Genomic DNA, 21,876 nt, shown 5'->3' with positions numbered 1-21,876 from the left:
CCCGGGCCGCCCGACACCTCACGGAGAACCATGTCCGGCATCACCGGCTGGGTCGACCGCCAGCGCGACCTGACCCACGAGGGCGGGGCCGTGGCCGCGATGACGGCCGGCCTCGTCCGCGGCGCCCACGGCGACCGGCACTGGCACAGCCCGCACGCCTTGCTCGGCCACGCCGCCGACGCGCTGGAGGCCCCGGCCGCCCAGCCCGCCGTGGCCGAGCAGGACGGCCGCCCGCTCGCCGCGATCACCTTCGACGGCGTGCTCGACAACTCCGCCCGGCTGCGCGCCGAGCTCGGCCCGGCCGGCCCGAGCGGAGCGCTCGACACCGACGCGCAACTGGTTCTGCACGGCTACCTGCGCTGGGGCTGCGCCGTGGCCGAGCACCTGGACGGCCTGTTCGCCTTCGCGATCTGGGACGCCCGGAGCAGCGAACTCGTGCTCTGCCGCGACCGGTTCGGCGTCAAGCCGCTGAGCTACCTGCCGCTGCCGCACGGCGCGCTGTTCGCCTCCGAGGCGGCGGCGCTCGGCGCCCACCCACTGGCCGGCAACGAGCTCGACGCCGAGGGCCTGTGCGCCCTGCTCGCCCAGGTGCGCCGCCCGGGCCACTCGGTGCTGCGCCGGGTGCGCGAGGTGCGCCCCGCGCACCTGGTGCGGCTCGGCCCGGAGGGCGTGCGCGAGCACCGGTACTGGCAGCTGCGGGCCCGCCCGCACACCGAGGACCTGGCCTCGACCATCGCCACCACCCGGGGCCTGCTGGAGGAGGCGATCGCCCGCGAGGCCCCCGGCGGCTCGCCCGCCGTGCTGCTCTCCGGCGGCCTGGACTCCAGCGCCCTCACCGCCCTGGTAGCCCAGGGCGTCGCGGCGGGGCCGCGCACCTTCACCGTCTCCTTCGGGGAGAGCGCCGCCGGCGTGCCCGACCGGCCGTTCGCCCAGGCGGTGGTGGACCACGTGGGCTGCGCGCACCAGGAGGTGCTGGTCGACCCGGCCACGCTGACCGAGCCGGCCACCCTGGCCGCCGTGCTGGCCGCCAAGGACTTCCCGTCACCCTTCGGGGACAAGAACCTGACGCCCTACCTGTTCTACCGTCAGGTCGCCGCGCACACGCCGGTGGCGCTCAGCGGCGAGGCCGCCGACGCGGTCTTCGGCGGCCTGATCAGCGATCAGGAACGGGCCGCGACCGAGCACCGGACCTTCCCGTGGATCGAGCGGGCCCGGGCCTTCGGCCTGGCGAACGGGATCGGCAACGACCTGTTCGACCCGGAGCTGCTGCGCTCGATCGGCTTCACCGGCTTCTGCGCCGAGCGCTACCAGGAGGCCCGCGAGGAGGTGCCGCACCTGCCCGGCGCCCCCGCCGACGACCGGCGGGCCCGGGAGATCGACCACCTGCACATGACCCGGCTCTACGAGCAGGCGGTCAACCACTCCGAGCGGCTGGCCGCCGCAGCCGGGCTCCAGGTCCGCTTCCCGTTCTCCGACCACCGCCTCTTCGACTACCTCTACAACGTCCCGTGGCGGATGAAGTCCTTCGACGGCCGGGACAAGAGCCTGCTGCGCACCATCGCCGCCGACCTGCTGCCCGCCGCCGTGCTCGACCGGCCCAAGGTGCCGTTCCCGATCACCTACCACGCCGGCTACAAGCAGTCGCTGGCCGAGCGGCTGCGCGAGGTGCTGACCGACCAGGACGCACCCGTGCGGCCGCTGCTCGACCTGGCCAAGGCCTGGCAGGTGGTCGACGACCCGCGCCGGCTGGACCGCGGCGGCTGGCTGGGCCGGGCCGACACCGAGATGGTGCTGCAACTCGACGGCTGGCTGCGCGCCCGCCGGATCCGCCCGGCCCTGTGACCCCGCACCGCACCCGCCCACTACAAGGAGAGGCCGCCCGCGTGCTGATCGGATCCGTTCCCGCCGAGGACCAGCTGGTCCACCGCCTCTTCGACCGGCAGGCCCGGCGCCACCCCGACCGGGTCGCGCTGCGCGACGCGGACGGCGAGCTGACCTACGCCCAGCTGGACCGGCAGGCCGCCCAGCTGGCCGCGCTGCTGCGCCGCCACCGCCCGCAGCCCGGCCAGCGGATCGGCCTGCACCTGCGGCGCGGCGCGCAGGTGATCGTCGCCATGCTGGCGGTGCTGCGCAGCGGGCACACCTACGTGCCGCTCGACCCGTCCTACCCGGCGCAGCGGCTGCTCCTCACCGCCGAGGACGCGGGCCTGTCCCTGGTGCTCTCCGACCAGCCGCTGCCGGACCGGCTCGCCGAACTGCCCGTGCTGCGGCTGGACGCGCCGGCCCCGGCGGCGCCCGCGCTGCCGGTGCTCGGCCTGCCGGTGGACCCCGACACGCCCGCCTACGTGATCTACACCTCCGGTTCGACCGGGCGCCCCAAGGGAGTTCCGGTCCCGCACCGCAACGTGGCCGCCCTGGTGCGGGCCTGCGAGCAGCGCTACGCGACCGGCCCGCAGGACGTCTGGACGCTGTTCCACTCCTACTCGTTCGACTTCTCGGTCTGGGAGATCTGGGGCGCCCTGCTCAGCGGGGCCTGCCTGGTGGTGGTGCCGCCCGAGGTGGCCGCCTCGCCCCAGGCGACCCTGGACCTGCTGGCCCGGGAGGGCGTCACGGTCTTCAACGTGGTCCCCTCGGTCTTCCGCCACCTGGCGCGGGCCGCCCCCCGCCGCAGCCTGCCCGTCCCGCCCGCGCTGCGCTACGTGATCTTCGGCGGCGAGTCGATCGACGTCCGCGACGTGCGGGCCTGGCGGGCCGTCTTCGGCCGGACCACCCGGTTCGTCAACACCTACGGCATCACCGAGGCCACCGTCTTCGTCACCTCCCGCCCGCTCACCGACGAGGAACTCGACCGGGAGCCGGACGCGGCGGGCCCCGGCGCCTTCGCCACCGACCTCGGCGAGCCGCTGGACGGCTGGCAGCTGCGGGTCGTCGACGAGGACGGCGCGGACGTGGCGCCCGGCGGGACCGGCGAGATCCTGGTCTCCGGCGCGGGCGTCGCCGCCGGCTACCTCGACCGGCCCGAGCTGACTGCCGAGCGATTCCCCCAACTGCCGGGTGCCGACGGCACGGTGCGGCGCCACTACCGCAGCGGCGACCTGGCCAGGCGGCTGCCCGACGGCACGCTCTGCTACGCGGGCCGGGCCGACGACCAGGTGAAGATCAACGGCTACCGGATCGAGCTCGGCGAGGTCGAGGCACGGCTGCGGGAGGCCCCGGGCCTGCGCGACCTGGCGGTGGTGCGCACCATCAGCCGGCTCGGCGAGCCGCAGCTGACCGCCTTCTACACCGTCAGCCCGGACTCCGCGGTGCAGCTGTTGGACGGTCAACTGGCCGAGCATGCACGCTCGGTGCTTCCTGCGCACATGGTGCCGATCCGGTTCGTCGTGCTGCCCGAGCTGCCGGTCAACCCCTCCGGCAAGACCGACCGCCGGGCGCTGGCCGAGCAGGGCTCCTCGGCCCGACCCGCCGTCAGTTCCGGGCACCGGTAGGCTCGCCGCACAGGGATTTGGAGCAGGGGAGGGTGACACGGTGCAGGTCGTCGAGCACGAGCTGACGGTTCCTTGGGAGGCCGTGCTGGTGGAGCCGGCCCGGCGCAGCGGCGCGGGCGTCGTGCTGCTGACCGGCTCCAGCGGCCGGGTGGACCGGCGGCGGGCCCGGGTGCTCGCCGAGCAGGGGCTGCTGGTGCTGGCCGTGCGGTATTTCGGCGGGCCGGGGCAGCCGGCCGGGATCTGCGAGGTGCCGCTGGAGGGCTTCGTCGCGGCCGTCGACCTGCTGCGGGAACGCGGCGCACGGCGGATCGGCCTGGTGGGCAACTCCAAGGGCGCCGAGGCCGCACTGCTGACTGCCGTTCACGAGCCGCGCGTCGACGCGGTGGTGGCCATCTCCCCGTCCGCGCTGGCCTGGGCGAACCTCGGCCCCGGGCTCGACGGGCAGGACCGGCCGTACCGCTCCGGCTGGACCTGGCAGGGCAAGCCGCTGCCCTTCGTGCCGATCGACGACTCCTGGTTCGCCGAGGAGCGCGAGCCCGGCCCGGTGGCGGTCCGCGGCGGCTACGAGCTCAGCGAGCGCACCTTCGCCGACCGGCTGGCCGCCGCCGCGATCCCGGCGGAGCGGGCCGCCGCCGACCTGCTGCTGATCGCCGGCGGCGACGACGAGATGTGGCCCTCGCTGCGCTACGCCGAGCAGTTGGCCGCCCGCCGGCGCGAGGCCGGCCGGCCGGTCCGGCTGGTGACCCGCGCGGACGCCGGCCACCAGCTGGTGCTGCCCGGCGAGGAGCCCCGCCCGGCCTCGCCCGTCTTCCGCTACGGCGGCTCGGACCGGGCCGACGCCCTGCTGGGCGAGGCGGCCTGGGAGCCGCTGCTCGCCCTGCTGGGCGCGGGCTGACCGCTCGCCGCGGGCTGGGGTCAGCCGACCTTGGTGAGGAAGAGCAGCTGGTAGCCGCCGCAGGTGTTCCAGCCCTCCGAGCTGGAGATCACGTAGCCGCTGGGGATCGGGGAGTTGCCGCAGACCTGCAGCGAGCTCTGGCCGGTGACCAGTTCGAGGTTGTAGCGCAGGTAGCCGCCGCAGGTGTTCCAGGACTCCTCGTCGTTGACCACGTAACCGGCCGGGACGGTGGAGTTGCCGCAGGCCATCAGGTCGGCCTGGCCGGTGACCTTCTGGATGTCGTAGCGCAGGTAGCCGCCGCAGGTGTTCCAGGACTCCTCGTCGGTGATCACCCAGCCGCTCGGGATGGGGGAGTTGCCGCAGACCATCATGTTGGTCTGGGTGGTGACCTGGGTGAGGTAGTACAGCCGGTAGCCGCCGCAGCTGTTGGAGCTCTCCTCGTCGGTGACGACGTACCCGGCCGGGATGGGGGAGTTGCCGCAGACGGTGAGCGGGCCGGTGTAGAGCGGGGCGGCGGCCTGGGCGGGGGCCGAGGCGGCGATCAGCCCGCCGAGCAGCAGGGCCGCGCCCGCCAGCAGCCGTACGACGTGGTTCCGGAACGTCCTCAAGTGAGCCTCCAGGTCCGGGCGCGCTCCAGCGCGCCATGAGTCGTCAGTCAGTCGTCAGCAGATGTGAATGTCGATGAGATTCTCATCCGTCTCAGCTAATGGTGACAGAGATGACCGGTACCTGGGAACCGGGCCGCCCGACCGGAGGCTTTAGGGTGGCCTTTCGGATCACGGCCCGGGTCAACCGGGCAACAGGGGACGGGGGACGGCATGAGTGCGGTGCGAGTCTTCGAGGCGGCCGACGGGTGGCCGGGGCTGCGCGGCCCGCTGGCCGAGCGGCTGCCGGCGGCAGAGCTCGAACAGCTCGACGAGGCGGTCGAGTTCGCCGTGCGCTGGCACGGCGACCAGCGGCGGCCGGCCGGCGAGCCCTACCTGGAGCACCTGTTGGAGGTGGTCCGGGTCCTGGTCGACGGCCTCGGCGTGACCGACCCGGACCTGCTGCGGGCGGCGGTGCTGCACGACGTGGTGGAGGACACCGGCTGCTCGGCGGACGAGGTGCGCGCGCGGTTCGGGCCGCGCGTCGCCGAGTTGGTCGACTGGGTGACCAAGCCCGAGCCCGCCGACGGCCAGTCCCGGGCCGAAGCCCGGGCGGCCTACCTGGACCGGCTGCGGCTGGCCCCCGAGGACGCGCTGCTGGTCAAGCTCGCCGACCGCCTCAGCAACGTGCAGCGCCTGGACACTCACCCACGACCCGAGAAGCGCCGCTCGTACTACCGCGAGACGCTGCGCACCATCGTGCCGCTCGCCGGGTCGCACCCGTGGTTCCGGGACTGGTACGCCACCTGGACCCGGGAGTTCGCCCACCTGGACGCCCCCGACGACTAACCGTTGCGCAGGTGCGCCAGCTCGGCGCGCAGCCAGCGGACGCCCTGGGCGAAGGCCTCCTCGCGCAGCGCGGGCTTGGCGTGCGGCTCCAGGGTCAGCGGGCCCCGGTAGCCGTCGGTGGCCAACTGGCGGAGCAGGCCGGGCCAGTTGACGGCGCCCGAGCCCAACCAGCCGGTCACGTAGGCCCGGTCGTAGTCGCGGTAGCGGTGCCACGGGCCGTCGTCCGGGGGCAGTGCCGGATCGGCCAGCCGGATGTCCTTGACGTGCAGGTAGTCGATGTCGGGGGCGAGCACACCGTAGGCGTGCGGGAACGGCTCGACGCCCGCGCAGTAGAAGTTCGCCGCGTCGAAGTTCAGCCGCAGCCGCTCGCTCCCGGCCCGGCGCAGCAGGGCGCGCAGCGCGTCGGGGCGGCGGGTCGGGTCGCCGCCCAGGTGGTCGCGCCCGAAGGCGTCGAACTCGTTCTCCAGCACGATGGTGACGCCCAGTCGCTCCGCGTGGCGCAGCACCGGCGCGAGGTTGCGCAGGAACACCTCGCCCGAGCGCCGGTCGTCGCGGTACCCGGGCGCGCCGAAGTAGGTGTTGACCCGGGGCGCGCCGAGCCGGTCGGCCAGCTCGACGGCCTCGGTGAGCCTGGCCCGGGTGCCCTCGACGTCGGCGCTCTCGCCCACCTCGACGCCGGCCGACACCGCCACCACCTCCTTGGACCACCGGGCGAGCCGGCGCTCCGAGCGGCCGGCGCCGCCCCGGGTGAAGTTCTCCGGCCACCAGACCTCGACCCCGTCCGCGCCGACCCGGTCGGCGGTGTCGAGGAGTTCCTCCACGGCGGCGCCGCGGAACTCGGTGCCGCTGATCGCGATCACCGGCGCGAAGGGCTCAGTGCTCACGGGTCTCCTCCTCGATCTGCGGCCGCCGGGCGTCGCCGGCCGAGTCGGCCACCGAGTCGGCCAGGGTGCGGGCCAGTTGCCCGGTGACCTGCGGTTCGACGAAGTTCGCCCAGGTCCGCAACTCGAAGTCCAGGCACGAGCCGCGATCGGTCACGTTCAGGCTCATCGGCGTGCCCACGTCCCGTCCCGCCGGGACCGGGCGCAGCCGCGCGGACCCGCCGGCGAACTCCAGCGTCGGCTGCCACTGGTTGACGGCCAGGAAGAGCCATGGCCGGAAGTCCTCGCCGAACCGTTCGGCGAGGGCGTCGCGGACCAGGAACGGCGGCGTCATCTGCTGGGAGACCGCCTTGAGCAGGGACTGCTGGAAGGCGGCCGCCGCCGCGGTGGGGGAGGAGCTCGCGGAGGTGTCGACGGCCATCCAGAGCTCGCTGGTGGTGGAGGCGACCAGGCCCGCGGTCCCGAGCAGGTCCCGGTTCATCGAGTCGACCTGCACCGGCACCCGGTCCACGCCCAGCACGGTCCGCACGGCGCGCAGCAGGTGACCGCCCATCAGGCTGAGCAGGCTCACGCCCTCGGTGGCCGCCTGGGCCAGCAGGCCGGCGCGCAGCTCGGCGTCGGCCTGGAACCGCCGGGTGACCAGCGCGCCAGGGTAGGCGCTCGGCACGGGCGGCCCGGCCGCCGGGTCCAGGGGCGGCGGGAGCAGCCCGCACCAGAACTCTGCCAGTTGCCCGCGGTCCTGGGCGATCAGCCGGCTCTCCAGCGCGCACCACTGGGAGAAGGTCAGGTCCCGCTCCCCGGGCTCCGCCAGGGCGACGCCCCGGCACAGCCGGCCGATCTCGGCGATCAGCAGCCGCAGCGACCACGGGTCGCAGATGTTGTGGTCCAGCACCAGGCACAGGATGTCCAGGTCGCCCCGGCGGATCAGGGTCGCCGCGGCCAGCGGGCCCCGTGCGCGGTCGACCGGCCGGTCCCGGCGGGCCAGGATCAACCGGTCGACCTCCTGGTCCGTCCAGCCGGCGGCGTCGACCACGTCGAGCGGGATCGTGCCGGCCGCGCCCACCGTCGCGAACACCGTGCCGTCCCCGCCCGCCGGGCGCTCGAAGGAGACCCGCAGCGCCTCATGACGCAGCGTCAGCTCGTCCAGGGCCGCGCGCAGCGCTTGTGCCGAGACCGTTCCGGGGGGCATGTCGAGGGCGGCCCAGACCGGTGCGGGGCTCCGCTGCCAGGATGCGCCGAGTCGGCGGGCCAGCAGGCTGGTCATCGCCGGGGCGGGGAACGGCTCGCCGGGGGCCGCGGCCGGCGGCACCTGGTCCGCGGCGCGCTGGGTGGACTTCGCCAGGTAGAGCGCCAGCGCGCCGATCGTCGAGTGCTCGAAGGCGGCGGCCAACGGCACGTCGAGTCCCAGCCGCCGCTGCAGCTGCGCGACGACGGCGGCGACGGTCAGCGAGTCGAGGCCCATCGCGAAGAAGTCGTACTCGGGGGTGAGCCGGTCCGGACCGACCACCTCGGTCACCGCGGCGCAGACGGCCGCCACCATCGCCTCCTGCGCCATGGTGGGGCGGCTCGGCATCGGGTTCATCGGGGTTGGGCCTCTCGTTCGTTCGTGGGGTTGTCATTGACGGACGTACTGCCGAACCGTGCCGCGCCGAAGAGCGGTCGGGCGGCCAGCTCGCCCGAGGCCAGGCCGCGCGCCACCGCGCCCGCGTCGACCTTGCCGCTCGGCAGCCGGGGCAGTTGCTCGCAGGCCAGCACGGCGTCCGGCATCGCCGGCCCGAGTGCCGTGCGCAGGGCCGTGACCAGCGCGCCGCGGTCGACGGCCGGTTCGCCGCGCACGGCGAGCGCCAGCACCAGGTCGCCCTCGGCGTCCCGGTCGACCTGGAAGCAGCAGGCCGCCTCGACGCCCGGGTCGTCCAGCGCGGCCGCCGCGATCGACGCCGTGTCAACTGCCGCGCCGCGCCGCTTGACGATGGAGTCCAGCCGGCCCGCCACGATCAGCGAGCCGTCCGGTGCCGTCCGCCCCCGGTCCTGGGTCTCGAACAGCGTCACCTCCCGGGCGCGCCGCAGCGTGCCGGCGACCTCGCCGATCCGGTCGGGGTCGAGGTAGCCGAGCGACCCGTCCGGGGTCTCGATGCCGATCCGGAACGTCCCCGGCGCGGCGGCCGCGTGCTCCGGCACGGGCAGCCGGTGCAGCACCGTGCCGGGCAGCGGGCGCCCGACCGGCAGCAGGCCCTCGACCGGGCCGTCGACGCGGTGCCAGAACTTGGCCAGGGTGGTCTCCGACGGCCCGTAGAGGTTGCCGATCCGCGAGTTCGGTGCGGCCTGCCGCCACTGGCGCACGTGCCGGGCGTACAGCGGCTCGCCGGCGAAGACCGACCAGCGCAGCCGCGGCAGCCCGAGGTCGTGGCCGGCCAGCCAACGGGCACTCAGGCTGGGCACCAGGTGCAGGAGTTCGACGCCCTCCTCCCGCAGCCAGGGCAGCACGCTGCGCGGATCGGTGCGCACCCGCGGGCCCGCGACGTGCAGCCGCCCGCCGCAGACCAGCGGCACCAGCATCTCCCGCAGCACCACGTCGAACGACGGGGAGGTGAGCACCGCGGCCGGCCGGCCGGGCTCCAGGGCGAGTTCGCGGACCTCCCAGTCGAGGAAGCGGTCCAGGCCCGCGGCGTTGCCGACGATCCCCTTCGGCGCGCCCTGGCTCCCCGAGGTGAACACCACGTACCCGGCCGCCGGGGGCAGCACCCGCGGGTCCGGCACGCCGGGCCGCAGCCGGTGCGGCGGCGCCTCCTCGATCACCACGGCCGGGCGGGCCACCGCCAGCAGGGCCTCGACCCGGGCCCGGGGCAGGTAGGCGTCCAGCAGGTACGGCACCAGGCCGGCCGCCCGCACGCCCAGGAAGACGCCGGGCAGGTCGACGCCGCCGCGGGTGGAGACCGCCACCACCGAGCCGGGCGGGGCGCTGTCGCGCAGCACCCCGGCGACCCGTTCGATGGTCGCCCCCACCTGCGCGTAGCTGAGCGTGCGGTCCGCGCCGACCACGGCCGGCCGGTCGGCGTGCAGCTCGACCGCCGTCAGGACCCGCTCCAGGACCGGGCACCGGGGCTCGGTCGCCGTCTCTTCCACTCGTCCACCCATCGTCAGATCCCGAACTCGTTGCCGGTGCGCCGCACGCGCGCGGCCTGCACGGTGTAGGAGAGCGCCGCGGCGGCCGCCCACCCGAGCCCCACCAGCAGCTCCCAGCCCAGCTGGCCGGCCCACGGCCGCCCGTCCGCGAACGCGCGGACGGCAGCCACCCCGTGGGTCATCGGCAGCACGTCGCCCACCCAGCGCAGGAACGGGACCCGCCCGGCGGAGACGATCAGGCTGCCGGCGGCCAGCATCAGGTAGGCCAGCGAATTGCCGAGCAGCACGTTGCTGTTGAAGCGGGTGCCGAGCGAGGCCACGGCCAGGCCGGCCGCGGTGCTGGACAGGATCATCACCAGGTACACCGGCAGGCAGCGCAGCAGGTCCAGGCTCATCGAGCCGACCCCCGCCGCCGGCCCGACGAGCGCGACGCACAGCAGGAAGGTGACGACGGCGTCCGCGATCCACGGCGCGCACCGCGCGGCGTACAGGCCCGCGATCGACACCCGGGCCATCCGCACCCGGTAGTAGGTGCCCGACCTGCGGTCGAGCATCGGCACGTCGGAGACCCCGATGACCGTGGACAGCGTGATGATCAGGGCCAGCGCCCCGGGGAAGGCGAACCGGGCCCCGGCCCCGCTGACCCGGCCGATCAGCACCCAGAACAGGCACTGCAGCAGGGCCCGTGGCCACAGCGCGGTGACCGTGATGCGCCAGGGGTTCGCCGCGAGGTGCTCGGTGAAGGACAGCCGAGCCGCCATCAGGTACTTCAGGTACGTCATGGCAGGCCTACTCCAGGTCCAGGGTCCCGGCGACCCGGGCCCGCCGCGAGACATAGCCGAAGGCGTAGTGGCCCAGGGCGGCGTAACCGAGGCTCAGCAGCACCGTCACGCCGAGGTCGGCCAGCGCCGGGCGCCCGGCCGTGCAGGACTCCAGGAACGCCATCGCCCAGCGGAAACTGACGATCCAGGACAGCGCGCCGAGCTCGCGCGGGATCATCCGCAGCGGGATCAGCAGCCCCGCGAGCAGGAAGACCGGGTACATCAGCGCACCGGAGATCTGCGCCCCGAACCGGCTCACCAGGAAGACGCAGGAGAGCAGCACGCCCAGCGCCGTGCCGGACAGCAGCACCACCAGCAGGCCCAGCAGCAGCCAGCCCGGGCTGCCCACGCTGATCGGCTGGCCCAGCGCGGCCAGCGAGAGCGAGACGGTGAGCAGCACGGACACCACGGCCAGCAGGCTGGAGCCGAACGACTTGCCGACCAGCACCACCAGTGCCGACCGGCAGCTGTACAGGCTCGCCGCCAGCACGCCCTCGGCCCGCTCCAGGCGCAGGATGCCCGCGCCGTTCCACACCGTCGAGGTCCAGAACGACATCAGCACCACGCCCAGCACCACCCGCCCCGCCGCGGCGGGGTCGGTGACCGAGCTCAGGTTCACCAGCAGCAGCACCGCCGGCTGGACGACCCCGAGGACCAGGCTGAACTTCCACTCCATCAGGTAGATCAGCACCTGGTGCCGGGCGCTGACCGCGAGCGCGGAGAGCACGCCCCCGTCGCCCGTCACGGCGCCGCCTCCTCGGCCCGGCCGGGGCCGGACTGGCTGGCGAAGGCCTCCTCCAGGCGCATGTCCTGCACCCGCACGTCGCGCACCGCCACCCCGCCGAACAGCCGGCCGAGTTCGGTGAAGACGTCCGCGCTCCACTCCTTCGGCCAGACGTCGATCTCCCAGGAGTCGCCCTCCTGACGCACCGCCAGGGTCGACAGGTCCTGCGGCGGTCGCGCCGCCAGGTCCGGCAGCACACCGGTGCCGCGCACCGTGACGGTCGCGACGTGCCCGACCTGCCGGGTGAACTCCGCGAGCGAGCACTGCTGCTTGACGACGCCCTCGTGCAGCAGCACGACGCGCTGCGCGAGCCGCTCCACGTCCAGCAGGTAATGGCTGGTCAGCAGGATCGCCACGCCCTCGTCGCGCAGCGCCAGCACCGTCTCGCGCAGGCTCTGCGCCTCGACCGGGTCCAGGCCGACGGTGGGCTCGTCGAGCAGCAGCACCGAGGGCCGGGTCAGCAGGCCGATCGCCAGGTGGAGCCGTTGGCGCATGCCCTTGGAGAAGGTCTCCACCCGGCGGTCGGCGGCCTGCTCAAGGTGGACCTGCGCCAGCACCTCCGGGATCCGGCGCCGCAGCTGCGCCCGGCCGAGTTCGCCGAGCATGCCGAAGTAGCGCAGGTTGTCCCGGGCGCTGAGCCGGCCGTAGAGCCCGCGGTCGCCGCCGAACACCACCCCGAGCGCCTCGCGCACCCGGCGCGGCTGCTCGACGGCGTCGAAGCCCTGGACGCGGGCGGTGCCCCAGCTCGGGGTCAGCACCGTGGAGAGGATCTTGAGCAGGGTGGTCTTGCCGGCGCCGTTGCCGCCGAGCAGGGCCACGATCTCGCCCTGGGCCACCTCGAAGGTCACCTCGCGCAGCGCGGTGACCTCCTGCGCCTGGCGCCCGAAGACCCGGCCGATCCCGGCCACCTCGATCGCCGGGGTCGCGGGGCTCACCGGGCTCACTGAAGGGCTCCGTGCTCGACGACCTTCAGCTCGGCCTCGATCCGGCGGAACTCGGCGTGGTCGCGCTCGACCCGGGCCGGGTCGCGGTGGGCCAGCAGGGCCCAGCCGCGGGTCATGGTCGACATCAGCCCGGTGGTCGGGGCCACCGGGTCGCCCTCGCTCAGGCCCAGGTGCAGGTGGCGGCAGCTGGGCAGGACGCGGATCCGGTCCAGGACGGCCGTGTTGGTCACCGTGCCCGGGGTCCGGAACACCAGGTAGACGCCGCGCACCCGCCGCTGGAGCACGTAGTCCCGGGTGTCCTGGGGCTGACCGTGCAGCCGGTCCAGGTAGCGGGAGATGGCGCTGGAGCCGGTCGCCAGTTCGCAGGCGCCCGGCAGTCCGGCGCCGGCCAGCCGGGCCCCGGTCTCCATCAGCCGCGGGCCGTCCTCGGTCAGCATCACCTCGCTGTGACAGGGACCGAACCGCACGCCCAGCGCGTCCAGCACCTGCCGCACGTAGGCGACCAGGACCGGGGTCTCGGGCGCGTCCTCGGGCAGGAAGTCGGTGCTCTCGTACACCGCGAAGCTGTCGCCGACGGCGACCTTGGTGTAGCGGCAGATGTTCGTGACGATGTGTCGGCCGTGCTCGGTGAAGGTGTCCACCACGTACTCGGTGCCGTGGATCCGTTCCTGGACCAGGACCGTCTCGTTGACGGACCCGAGCAGGTTGCGCGCGCCCAGCACCGAGCGGACCGCGGCTTCGAGGTCGCCGCCGGCCGGCACCAGGGTCAGGCCGTCCGACAGCGAGCTGCGGGCCGGCTTGACGACCAGGTCGCCGGCCGCCGACAGGCCCTGCTCGGCGGCGCGCGCGGCGCAGCCCTCCGCCTCGGTGACGGCGAGCGTGCGGACCGTCGGGATCCCGGCCGCCCGCAGGGTGGCCATCATGGCGGCCTTGTCCCGGCGGGCGTGCGAGCGGGCCGGGTCGTTGGCCAGCTCGGGGGTGAGCTCGGCCGCCAGTGCGTCGGCCAGCTCCACCCCGCTCTCGGCCCCCGGGATCACGGCCACCGGGCCGATGGCCCGGACCAGTTGGAGGACCCGGTCGAAGCCCGGCCCGGCGGAGGTCACCCCGGCGGAGACCACCCCGGCGTGGTCGGCCGGCTGGAACGTCTTGGTGTACTCCGGCGCGGGGGCCGGTGAGCTGAGCACGGCGTGGGTGTCGAAGCCGGCCCGGCGCAGGGCGCGGCCCAGGGCCACACCGGAGGAGTACGGGTCCACCAGGACCACGGGCGCGTTCACCGGACCACCCACCGGCGCTGCGGGGCGGGGCTATTCGACACTCAGGGCCTCGCTCATCCCGCTGTGCAGCTCGTGGATGTTCGCGGCGGTGAAGATCTCGAACATGTCGATCTGCAGCTCCCAGCGCTCGTCGAGCTCGACCGCCAGGCGGGCGGCGCTGATCGAGTCGCCGCCCTCGTCGAAGAAGTTCGACTCGGGGGCCAGCTCCGGCACTCCCAGGATGTCGGCACAGAGCGCGGTGAACTCCTGCAGCGTCGGTCCGCTCGACATTGGCGCGGTCACGTCCTCGTCCTCCAGTCATCGGTAGCGGCCTCGGGGCCGGTCTCGGTCTCGGTGTCGACCATGACCAGCCGCAGTTCCGCGGTGTAGTGCCGCTGTTCGGCATCGGTGAGCCAGCAGTGCTCCGGCCCCGGCAGCATCTCGGTGACGGTGAAGGCCAGTTCGCCGTCACCGGTGCCGGTCTCGCGGCCGAGCCGCCGGATCGTGCGGGCCAGCGCCTCCACGTAGGGCGGCGCGTCGAAGTCCACGAAGAACGGCTTGGTCTCCAGCGGGGACTTGACGAACACGAACCGCGGGATCCCGTGCCGCCGGGCCCAGTGCCGCGCGACGACGAACCGCTCGCGCTCGTCGGCCAGCGTCGCGAACGCCGCCTTGCGGGCCGGCAGCGTCCAGCTCTCCCGGGCCACGACCATCCGGTCCACCACGATCCGCGGGCGCCTGGCCCCGGGGAGCAGGCCGAAGGCCTGCGAGACCGGCTCCTTCAGCGCCTCGCCGAACAGGTCCATGACGTCGAACCGGTCGCCGCCGGGGGTGGTGAGCCACAGCTCGCCGTCCTCCTCGCGCACGTCCACGTCGCAGGCGGCCAGCGCCGTGCCGGCCGTCGGGATCGGGTTGTTCGCGTTGACGACCAGTCGGTAGTCGCGTTCGCGCACCAGCGCCGGGTGCGAACGCGGCGTCAGGCGCGGCCGGCTGTCCTTCGGCAGGGCCATCAGCAGCCGGGGCTCGGGGAAGTCCTGGTCCAGCAGCGTCGTCAGGCTGCGCACGTCGGGATGCTGGGCGACGGTGGCCTGGTAGTCCATGGTGTTGATGGACAGGTGCAGTTCGCCCAGCACCAGGAGCGGCTCGTCCGGGCCCGCACCGCCGATCATCATCATGTCCGGGCAGCACAGCCGGGCCTCGCTCCAGCCGGCCCGCGGCGCGGCGAACTCCTTGGCGACGCCGGCCGACAGCTCCGCCGACGTGAGGTGCAGCAGCCGGGCACCGGCCGGCGCGGGCAGCACCCGGCGCCACTTCTCGTGGAACTCCCGGCGCGCCGTGTCCAGCGCGCGCGGCAGGGCGACGGCCAGCAGCGGCAGGCACTCCAGCCACAGCGCCATCGCGTTCGGCTCGGTGGTCCCCTTGGCCAGCAGGCGCTGGTGGGCGGCCCGGACCTGGGGCAGGAACAGCTCCCTGACCCGCCAGGAGAGCCACCTCGCGCTGTCGGCGAGCGGCGCCAGCACGGCGAGCCCGTCCAGGAACGGGCCGCCGAGCTCCACCGCGACGTCGCGCCGGCTCTCCAGGTAGGCCACGGTCCGCCCGCTGTAGGCCTGCCCGTGCCGCCTGGTCGCGTCCGAGCCGGTCAGCATGACGAAGGTCTCGTCCAGCGCGCCGAGCGCCGGGCCCAGCCGGGCCAGGTCGTCCCAGGCCTGCTGGACCCGCTCGACGGCCTGCCCCAACTGCCGCAGGTCCGTGCGCATCGCCTCGCGGACGGCGGGGTCGGTGACCCGCTCGGCCAGCTCGCCCAACTCCCGCTCGGTGTGTGTCGGGCCGGCCAGTTCGAGGTCCCAGTGCAGCCAGCGCCGCCGCACCAGGTCCGCCAGCACCGCCGTCACCTGCGCGGGGTCGAGCCGGTGGGCGCGGGCCACCTGCTCGGCGATGGCTCCCGCCGGGGTCCGGCCGTCGGCCCGGGCCAGCACGGCGAGCGCCACCGGGTCGGCGGGCTTCAGCTTGCCGGACGGCAGCTCCACCCCGTCCGCGCGCAACCGCAGCAGCGGGGCCCGCCGCGGCGCCAACCAGGGCCGCAGGTCGAAGCGTTGGGACAACCGCGCGGCCAGCGCGTCCACCGCCCAGCCCTCCAGGTGCACGTCCGCGCCGGACACCAGGCCGGGCCCGGGCCGCACGGTCACGGCGGCGGGCGAGCCGGGGTCGATGCCGGCCCAGGCGATCGGGCCGAAGAAGCCGATCGTCTCGTTCTTCAGGCAGTAGCGCTGCAGGTAGGTGGCCAGCGCCCCGTCGCGGGAACGCCGCTTGGCGTCGCGGCGGCCGCCCTCGGCGATCTGCCGCAGCAGGGGGTCGACGCCGGAGGCCAGCACCGACCTGTTCTGCCAGGTCACCGCGAGCCGGAACAGGTCCGAACCGGCCACCTCGGCGAGCACCCGGTCGGCGCCGCGCCAGTACTCCTGCCAGGCCGGCTCGAACGCCGTCAGGTCCGGCCGGCCGCCCAGCGAGACGCCGTCGAGCGCGTCGGCGGCCTCGGCCACCGCCGGGTCGGACAGGCCCAGGGCGGTCGCGGCGGGGAAGCCCGCGCTGCGCACCATCGCCTGCGGCCAGATCCGCCAGCGGGTCCCCGGCAGGGGGATGCCGGTGTTGAAACGCCGGGCGTCGAAACGTGTCGTCGCCGGGGCCCCGTCCCGCTCAGGACGTCCTGCGCCGGTGTCGCGGTCTTCCGTCAGCACGTGCCAATCCCTCGATCGCCGGTTCTGGTGTGTGGTCGGCGCGCCGCGCGCCGCGGCGGCCTGGTCCGCCTCGTCCGCTTCATTCGTGCAGCGCATCCGCCAGGGCGCGGAACGTCTCGTCGGCGGCGAAGAAGCCGCGCTGCGGGACGTCGACGCCCTCGTGTCGCGCCGGACAGCCCGGCGGGCACGGGTGGTCCGCCGCGATGACGTGCAACTCGCGCTCGTCGGGCGGCAGTTGTGCCGGATCGCAGGCCGCGGCCAGGTGCGCCAGCCAGTCCGCCTGCATCGCGGCCAGCGGCCCGGCGGCCGTGGCCAGGTTCAGCGGCGGCCGTGCGTACGCCTCGGCGAGCGCGGACTCCACGGCGGGCAGCGCGTCGGCCACCCGGTCGCGGACCGTCTCGCCGCTGGCGGTGAGGCCGTCCGCCAGCTCCTGCGGCACGCCCGCCTTGGTGAGCATCCGGCCCAACAGGCCGGCGACGCCCTCGGCGAGGGTCGCCTCGGGATTGAGCGCCAGCACCGCCGGCCGCCGGCCGCCCACTCGCAGGCAGTGCTCGGCCAGCTGACGGGCGATCGGCACGGCGCCGCAGTAGGCGACGACCATCGCGACCTGCTCGGCACCGGAGGCCGCGAGCAGCTCGCCCGCGTAGTCGTCGATCGCCGTCCGGCGCGGACGGACCTCGTCGAACAGGTACCGGACCCGCAGGTCCAGCCGCTCCAGCCCCATGCTGCGCACCCGGCCGGCCGTGCCGCCCCCGGGGAACTCCAGGACGACCAGCGTCCTTGCGACCTCAACCACGTGTCCGCCCGCCCCGCTTCACGACGCGTCGTCCTGGCAGTCCACGTCCGGGTCGAAGATCGGACCGTAGGTGATCTGCAGGCGCACGTAGTGCTGGTAGGCGTTGTTGTAGTTGTCGGTGAACTCCGAGTCGACGAACCGCCGGTACTCCACGTGGTAGCGGTCGAACGCGGCGCGGGTCAGCGGGATGCCCAGGTCGATGCCGACGGGCTTGGCCGTGTAGAAGGCCTCGAAGCACTTGTAGCAGTCACCGCACCAGGCCCGGCCGGGGATCGCGTTGTCACAGGTGCCGGTCACCCCGATCCCGCGCTCGTGCAGCCAGGAGATGATCTCCTCCTTGTGCATCCCGCCGACCAGCGTGATCACTTGGTGCTCCGGCTGGTACCGGCTCCACCAGTCGGCGAAGTACGGGTGCCGCTCGGTGTAGCCGCGCATGAACTCGCTGGCGCCCAGCATCAGGTCGGCGCGCTCCATGCCGAGGTAGATCGGCCCGTAGCCGAGCGAGGCCGCGATGGAGGCACACAGGAAGTGGACCTGGCCGATCCTGCGGTCCGGCCCCTTGAAGAGGTCGAAGTCCGCGATGTCCAGCAGGGTGGGCTTGATGCCCTGCTCCTCCAGGACGGCCTTGACGTAGGTGGACTCCACGCCGGCGGAGTACCAGAGCGCCGGGCCCTTGTCCGGCTTCGGGTAGGCCGGCCACTGCGCGCCGCCGGTCACCTCGATCGGACGGCCGCAGCGCAGGAACTCGGCGAACTCGCGCCAGGCGGCGACGTCCTGGTCGGGCACCTGGATCGACGCGGCGTCACCGAACACCTCGCGGCGCACGGCCAGGTCGAGCGCCAGCCGCTCGGGTGACCTCCGCTGCGCTGACGCGTCGTCGACCTGACTGACCGTCAGGTCATCGGCCACCAGCTCGAAGAGGAGCGCGTCCTGGTGGTGGCGGTAGGAGCGCAGCACGCCGACCCGGCGGAAGCCGGACCGCTCGAAGCAGCGCGTGGCCCGCGTGTCCGACGGCCCGGACATGGCGGTGATCCGGTGGTGCCCGGCCGCGAAGGCCGCGGCGGCGAAGCGGGTCAGCGCGGCCGACCCGATGCCCCGGCCCCGGTCCTGCGGCGCGGCGACGACCAGGTCGAGTTCGAGGTGGTCGGCGCCCGGGGCGGTGTCCGCCCGGTACTCCAGGAAGCCCACCGGCCGCCCGGCCTCGGTGATCACCAGGCAGCGCTCGTGCTGGAAGCGGGCCAGCGCCTCGTCGGTGGCGGGCAGGTCCCACCACTCCTGCACCGCGGGGTCGGTGAAGGCCTGCCGGAACAGCGCGAGGTCCTCCGGCACCGCCCGCCGCAGCCCCACGCCCCGCTCCGCGGCGAGGTCGGAGTGGAACAGCGCGGCGCCGGGCCGCACCGGCGGCGGCGTGACCGCGGCGATCAGGGCTTCGAGCGCGTCGACGATCTCGGCCGCGTCCCCGGGCTGCGGGTCCGGGAAGGCCCGGCAGTTCGGCGCGTCCAGCGCCCGCGGGTCCAGGAAGGGCTGCTCGCCGAGCACGATCAACGGCCGTGCGGTGTCGAGCGCGAGGGCGATCTCGCCCAGCGTCCCGTAGCGGCCCTCGAAGGCGATGGCGCCGTCGCCGGCCCAGTTCAGCACGTTGCTGCGGGCCAGGTCCAGCGAGGTCGGCAGCGACCAGGTGATCTCCGGCCCGCAGTCGTCGAGCCGGTTCCACTTCAGCAGGGCGAGGGTCTCGCCGCCGGCCGCCCGGCAGCCGCGGTTGGCCGCCTCGGCGACTCCGCCGTCGCCGCCGGAGACCACGCCGTAGCCGCGCCGGGCGAGTTCGGCGCCGACCGCCTCGGCCAGGGCCAGGGTCCCGGATCCGGCGTTGCCGGCCCGGCCTCCCAGGATCGATATCGCGCGCTTCCTCATCGGTTCAAGGCCTCTTTCTCGGTCGGGGTGGGCGATGGCGGTGCGTCGTGCGGCCGGGGGCCGATGAACGCGTCGGCGGGCTCGGACTCCCCGGGCGCCCGGTCCGGATCGGCGAGCCGGTCCAGGGCGGCCAGCACGTCGGCCGGGCCCGGGGTGGTGCGGCAGGGCGCGGCGCAGGACTCGTAGAACCTGGTGCAGGTGCCGTCGAGCTTCATCAGGACGCAGTAGCGCCCGCCCCGGCTCTGCACCGGCACGAATCCGTGCTCGGCCAGCGGCGACCAGATGCGTGACTCGGTGGCCAGGTAGAGCGCCACCGCCGGGCAGCCGAGCGCCGCGGCCAGGTGGACGGCCAGCGTGTCGTTGGTGACGACCCGCGCCAGCGTGGCGATCCAGTCGCGCAGATCGGTGGTGCTGTTCAGCAACCGCACGTGTACGGCATCGGGGTGACGGTCCGCCAGTTCCCGCGCGATGGCCCGCTCCGTCGGGTCCGGGCCGGCGCAGACCTCCAGCCGCTCGCCGCGCTCGGCCAACCGCTCGATCAGGGCCGACCACCGCTCGGTGGGCCAGCGCTTCACCTCGACGCTGGCCCCCACGCAGATGCCGGTCACGCCCGCCCGCGGCGCGTACCGCGCCCGCAGCCAGGCCGGCCCGGTGCCGCCGGTCGGCACGCCGTGGCGCTCCAGCACCGCGGCCGCCTGGGCGGCGATCGGCAACAGCAGCTGCTCGCCTTCGAGTTCGTGCAGGTCCCAGCACTCGATGCCGTGCGCGGCGGCCCACTCCTTGAACGCGAAGTAGTCATCGTCGCGCTCGGCGGCCTCCTTGCGGAGGTTGACGATCAGCGTGACCCCGTGCTCCCGGCAGTGCTCCAGCACCGCCGGCCGGTCGGCGGGCAGGAACCTGCGCCACAGCGTGGGCAGTTGGCTGCTCGGGCCACGGATCCCCAGGGCGGAGCGCACCCAGTCGGCCTCCAGCATGGCGTTGGCGGGGGAGTGGTACTCCAGGTCGGGCAGGGCCCGTTCGAGGTCGGCGAGCACCGGGCCGAGGATGATTCCGTTGCCCAGGCCGCCGTTCATGAACAGCAGGGCCTTGCGGTGAGCGGTCAGCACGTGCCGGGCCCCCGTCCGGTCGACCCGTCGGGTGCCCCATCGGCCAACTCCTCAGCCAGGTCGGCGGCGAGGCGTGCGGCGAGCGCGAGGATGGTCAGCGCCGGGTTCGCCGCGCCGCTGCGCGGGAAGGTGGCGGGGCCGGCCACGGACAGCCCGGCCACGGCCCGGACCCGCGCGTGCTCGTCCAGCAGCGCGCCGCCGAGCGGCAGCGTCCCGGACTCGTGCTGTTCCGAGCCGATCGGGAACGAGTAGGTCGCGGTGCTCCCCGCTGTGGTCATCGCCGCTCCGGCGCCGAGCCGCTCGGCCAGGTCCGGTGAGCCGAAGGCGCTCTCGAAGGCCGGCTCGGCGCCGCCGGTGCCGGCCTCCAGGCACAGCTCCCGGTGGATCCGCCGCAGTTCGCGCCGCTGGGCGAGAACGAGTTGCTCGTCCGCCGGGCTCAGGCCGCCGGCCACGGAGGTCGGCCAGGGCAGCTGCGCCCCGGGCTCGCACCACACCCGCCCGGCCCGGCCGGGCAGTTGCTCGCCCATGCAGTAGCAGTCGACGATCAGCAGCCCGTGCTCGTTGAGGTAGCAGCGCAGGAAGACGCTCGATCGCAGCTCGGCATCGGCCCGGGAGACGAAGAGCCGGCCGGACTCGGCGAAGGCCTTGACCGAGGGCGGTGCCTGGGCGGGGTCGAAGGCCGCCATGAAGCCCTGCGCCACCTTGTCCGCCAGTCCGGGCAGCTCCACCGGCGCCGACCCGTCCACCTGGTGCAGGGCCTGGAGCACCAGCCGGCTGCTCTCGACCGTCCCCGCCGCGAGCACGACCCGCCCGGCGCCGAGCAGTTGGCGCTCGCCGGCCCGCTCCACCAGCAGCCCGGTGACCCGGCCCGCCTCGACCTGGACGGCCACGGCGTGGCTGTCGCAGGCGAGTTCGACCGAGTCGGGCCAGTCGTCCAGGGGCGAGTACGCCCGCCAGCGACCACCCTGGTCCGCCTGGCGCACCGCCTTGGGCGCCTCGGCGAACTCCCGCCCGACCAGCGGGTGGGACGGCTGCGCGGCACCTGCCGGGCTGCCCGCCCACTGGCGCAGCTGCGCCGCCACCGACTCGTACAGCGGCGGTCCGCCGCGCCAGGACCCGGTCAGGTCGGCCACCACCGAGTCGGGCCAGGACCCGGCCAGCGCCCAGGGCTCGATCGGCAGGGCCACGCCGCCCCAGTAGAGCGAGCGCCCGCCGAGCCGCCGGCGCAGGCCGGCGATCCCGCCGTACCCGGCGTCGGTGCGCCGGTAGGGCTGCCAGAGGTGCGGATCGGCCGCGGGGTCGAGCCATCGGGCGTCGGCCCGGGCGGGCTCGTCGGCCCACCGGTAGTGCTCGCGCCCGGCGTCCGGGCCCGCCTCGACCACCAGGATCCGGCCGGCCCCGCCGGCCGCTGCCAGCCGCCGGGCGACCTCAAGTCCGGCGAGTCCGGCGCCGACCACGATCACGTCGGCGGCCCCGGCCTGCCGACCGGGCGGATTCCCGGGTGTTGCGGCTGTCACCGCCACCATGTCCCCCAAATCAAAGAAATCGCAGAATTCGCAGCGAGAGATTCGACGAGCGCTCGACGCAGGGGCTTCGAATGCCGCCGTGCGAACCGCGCCGATCGTGTCACCGGAGTCTTGTGAGAATCCTCAATCACGGTGTGCACGACCAAAGTTGATGAACTGTAACACGGTGATTCGATTCCT

Annotated in this window: 18 protein-coding genes; 4 read left to right on the top strand and 14 right to left on the bottom strand. The window is 74.5% G+C overall.

Features of this window, described 5'->3' with window-relative positions:
• The first annotated feature begins 30 nt into the window (after window positions 1-30).
• From asnB to FHX73_RS31845, 3 genes are read left to right on the top strand one after another with little or no spacing between them, the layout of a single operon-like run.
• The gene (gene asnB, locus FHX73_RS31855) at window positions 31-1,842 is read left to right on the top strand and encodes an asparagine synthase (glutamine-hydrolyzing) (RefSeq protein ID WP_145909411.1); all 1,812 of its coding nucleotides are present in this window, start codon (window positions 31-33) and stop codon (window positions 1,840-1,842) included.
• Window positions 1,843-1,883: 41 nt separating this feature from the next.
• Window positions 1,884-3,488 carry an amino acid adenylation domain-containing protein gene (locus tag FHX73_RS46700; protein WP_170305172.1) on the top strand — a complete coding sequence of 535 codons (1,605 nt, stop codon included), beginning with the start codon at window positions 1,884-1,886 and terminating at the stop codon, window positions 3,486-3,488.
• 40 nt (window positions 3,489-3,528) lie between these two features.
• Window positions 3,529-4,383, top strand: a complete 855-nt coding sequence (locus FHX73_RS31845; protein ID WP_145909409.1) for an acyl-CoA thioester hydrolase/BAAT C-terminal domain-containing protein — start codon at window positions 3,529-3,531, stop codon at window positions 4,381-4,383.
• Window positions 4,384-4,403: 20 nt separating this feature from the next.
• Here FHX73_RS31845 and FHX73_RS31840 read toward each other — a convergent pair whose 3' ends face one another.
• Window positions 4,404-4,991 carry a hypothetical protein gene (locus FHX73_RS31840; RefSeq protein ID WP_145909408.1) on the bottom strand — a complete coding sequence of 196 codons (588 nt, stop codon included), beginning with the start codon at window positions 4,989-4,991 and terminating at the stop codon, window positions 4,404-4,406.
• 210 nt (window positions 4,992-5,201) lie between these two features.
• Here FHX73_RS31840 and FHX73_RS31835 point away from each other — a divergent pair, with 210 nt between their 5' ends.
• Window positions 5,202-5,816, top strand: a complete 615-nt coding sequence (locus FHX73_RS31835) for an HD domain-containing protein (RefSeq protein WP_145909407.1) — start codon at window positions 5,202-5,204, stop codon at window positions 5,814-5,816.
• Here the strand turns inward: FHX73_RS31835 and FHX73_RS31830 are convergent.
• The 13 genes from FHX73_RS31830 to FHX73_RS31770 all read right to left on the bottom strand — a co-directional run bounded on the left by FHX73_RS31830 (window position 5,813) and on the right by FHX73_RS31770 (window position 21,687).
• Window positions 5,813-6,700, bottom strand: coding sequence for a sugar phosphate isomerase/epimerase family protein (locus FHX73_RS31830; RefSeq protein WP_170305171.1), 888 nt, complete (start codon window positions 6,698-6,700; stop codon window positions 5,813-5,815). The two genes, FHX73_RS31835 and FHX73_RS31830, sit on opposite strands and share 4 nt — an antisense overlap.
• Window positions 6,690-8,270: a condensation domain-containing protein gene (locus tag FHX73_RS31825; RefSeq protein WP_170305170.1), complete on the bottom strand. Its 1,581-nt coding sequence runs from the start codon at window positions 8,268-8,270 to the stop codon at window positions 6,690-6,692. Before FHX73_RS31825 ends, FHX73_RS31830 begins: the two co-directional genes overlap by 11 nt.
• Window positions 8,271-8,275: 5 nt before the next feature.
• Window positions 8,276-9,832: an AMP-binding protein gene (locus FHX73_RS31820; protein WP_145909404.1), complete on the bottom strand. Its 1,557-nt coding sequence runs from the start codon at window positions 9,830-9,832 to the stop codon at window positions 8,276-8,278.
• A gap of 2 nt (window positions 9,833-9,834) precedes the next feature.
• Entirely contained in the window at window positions 9,835-10,602 is a 768-nt protein-coding gene (locus FHX73_RS31815; RefSeq protein WP_170305169.1) for an ABC transporter permease, read from the bottom strand.
• Window positions 10,603-10,609: 7 nt separating this feature from the next.
• Complete coding sequence (locus FHX73_RS31810) at window positions 10,610-11,386, bottom strand: ABC transporter permease (RefSeq protein WP_145909402.1); 777 nt, start codon at window positions 11,384-11,386, stop codon at window positions 10,610-10,612.
• The gene (locus FHX73_RS31805; RefSeq protein ID WP_246214007.1) at window positions 11,383-12,360 is read right to left on the bottom strand and encodes an ABC transporter ATP-binding protein; all 978 of its coding nucleotides are present in this window, start codon (window positions 12,358-12,360) and stop codon (window positions 11,383-11,385) included. The genes FHX73_RS31810 and FHX73_RS31805 overlap by 4 nt, the downstream gene beginning before the upstream one ends.
• 5 nt (window positions 12,361-12,365) lie before the next feature.
• A complete protein-coding gene (locus tag FHX73_RS31800) occupies window positions 12,366-13,643 on the bottom strand; it encodes an ATP-grasp domain-containing protein (protein ID WP_145909401.1) in 1,278 nt (425 codons plus the stop codon).
• A gap of 30 nt (window positions 13,644-13,673) precedes the next feature.
• Window positions 13,674-13,925 (bottom strand): acyl carrier protein, encoded by a 252-nt coding sequence (locus tag FHX73_RS31795; protein WP_246214006.1) that lies wholly within the window; start codon window positions 13,923-13,925, stop codon window positions 13,674-13,676.
• Window positions 13,922-16,357: a lantibiotic dehydratase gene (locus tag FHX73_RS31790; RefSeq protein ID WP_170305168.1), complete on the bottom strand. Its 2,436-nt coding sequence runs from the start codon at window positions 16,355-16,357 to the stop codon at window positions 13,922-13,924. Before FHX73_RS31790 ends, FHX73_RS31795 begins: the two co-directional genes overlap by 4 nt.
• Before the next feature lie 79 nt (window positions 16,358-16,436).
• Window positions 16,437-17,153 (bottom strand): hypothetical protein, encoded by a 717-nt coding sequence (locus FHX73_RS31785; RefSeq protein ID WP_145909399.1) that lies wholly within the window; start codon window positions 17,151-17,153, stop codon window positions 16,437-16,439.
• Between the two features lie 18 nt (window positions 17,154-17,171).
• On the bottom strand, window positions 17,172-19,064 hold the full coding sequence (locus tag FHX73_RS31780; RefSeq protein WP_145909398.1) for a GNAT family N-acetyltransferase: 1,893 nt from the start codon (window positions 19,062-19,064) through the stop codon (window positions 17,172-17,174).
• Window positions 19,061-20,170, bottom strand: coding sequence for a glycosyltransferase family 9 protein (locus tag FHX73_RS31775; protein WP_145909397.1), 1,110 nt, complete (start codon window positions 20,168-20,170; stop codon window positions 19,061-19,063). The genes FHX73_RS31780 and FHX73_RS31775 overlap by 4 nt, the downstream gene beginning before the upstream one ends.
• Entirely contained in the window at window positions 20,164-21,687 is a 1,524-nt protein-coding gene (locus FHX73_RS31770; RefSeq protein WP_170305167.1) for a GMC oxidoreductase, read from the bottom strand. The genes FHX73_RS31775 and FHX73_RS31770 overlap by 7 nt, the downstream gene beginning before the upstream one ends.
• Window positions 21,688-21,876: the final 189 nt, after the last annotated feature.

Origin of the sequence: Kitasatospora viridis (genome assembly GCF_007829815.1) — a bacterium.
GTDB lineage: Bacteria > Actinomycetota > Actinomycetes > Streptomycetales > Streptomycetaceae > Kitasatospora > Kitasatospora viridis.
Note: the sequence above shows the minus strand (reverse complement) of the source record. Positions and strands in the feature narration are given on the sequence as shown.

Bases quoted from the DNA above. Each gene is read 5' to 3' on its own strand.
- asnB (WP_145909411.1), top strand. From the start codon at position 31: ATGTCCGGCATCACCGGCTGGGTCGACCGCCAGCGCGACCTGACCCAC.
- FHX73_RS31835 (WP_145909407.1), top strand. From the start codon at position 5,202: ATGAGTGCGGTGCGAGTCTTCGAGGCGGCCGACGGGTGGCCGGGGCTG.
- FHX73_RS31825 (WP_170305170.1), bottom strand. From the start codon at position 8,270: ATGCCGAGCCGCCCCACCATGGCGCAGGAGGCGATGGTGGCGGCCGTC.
- FHX73_RS31820 (WP_145909404.1), bottom strand. From the start codon at position 9,832: ATGGGTGGACGAGTGGAAGAGACGGCGACCGAGCCCCGGTGCCCGGTC.
- FHX73_RS31815 (WP_170305169.1), bottom strand. From the start codon at position 10,602: ATGACGTACCTGAAGTACCTGATGGCGGCTCGGCTGTCCTTCACCGAG.
- FHX73_RS31780 (WP_145909398.1), bottom strand. From the start codon at position 19,064: ATGAGGAAGCGCGCGATATCGATCCTGGGAGGCCGGGCCGGCAACGCC.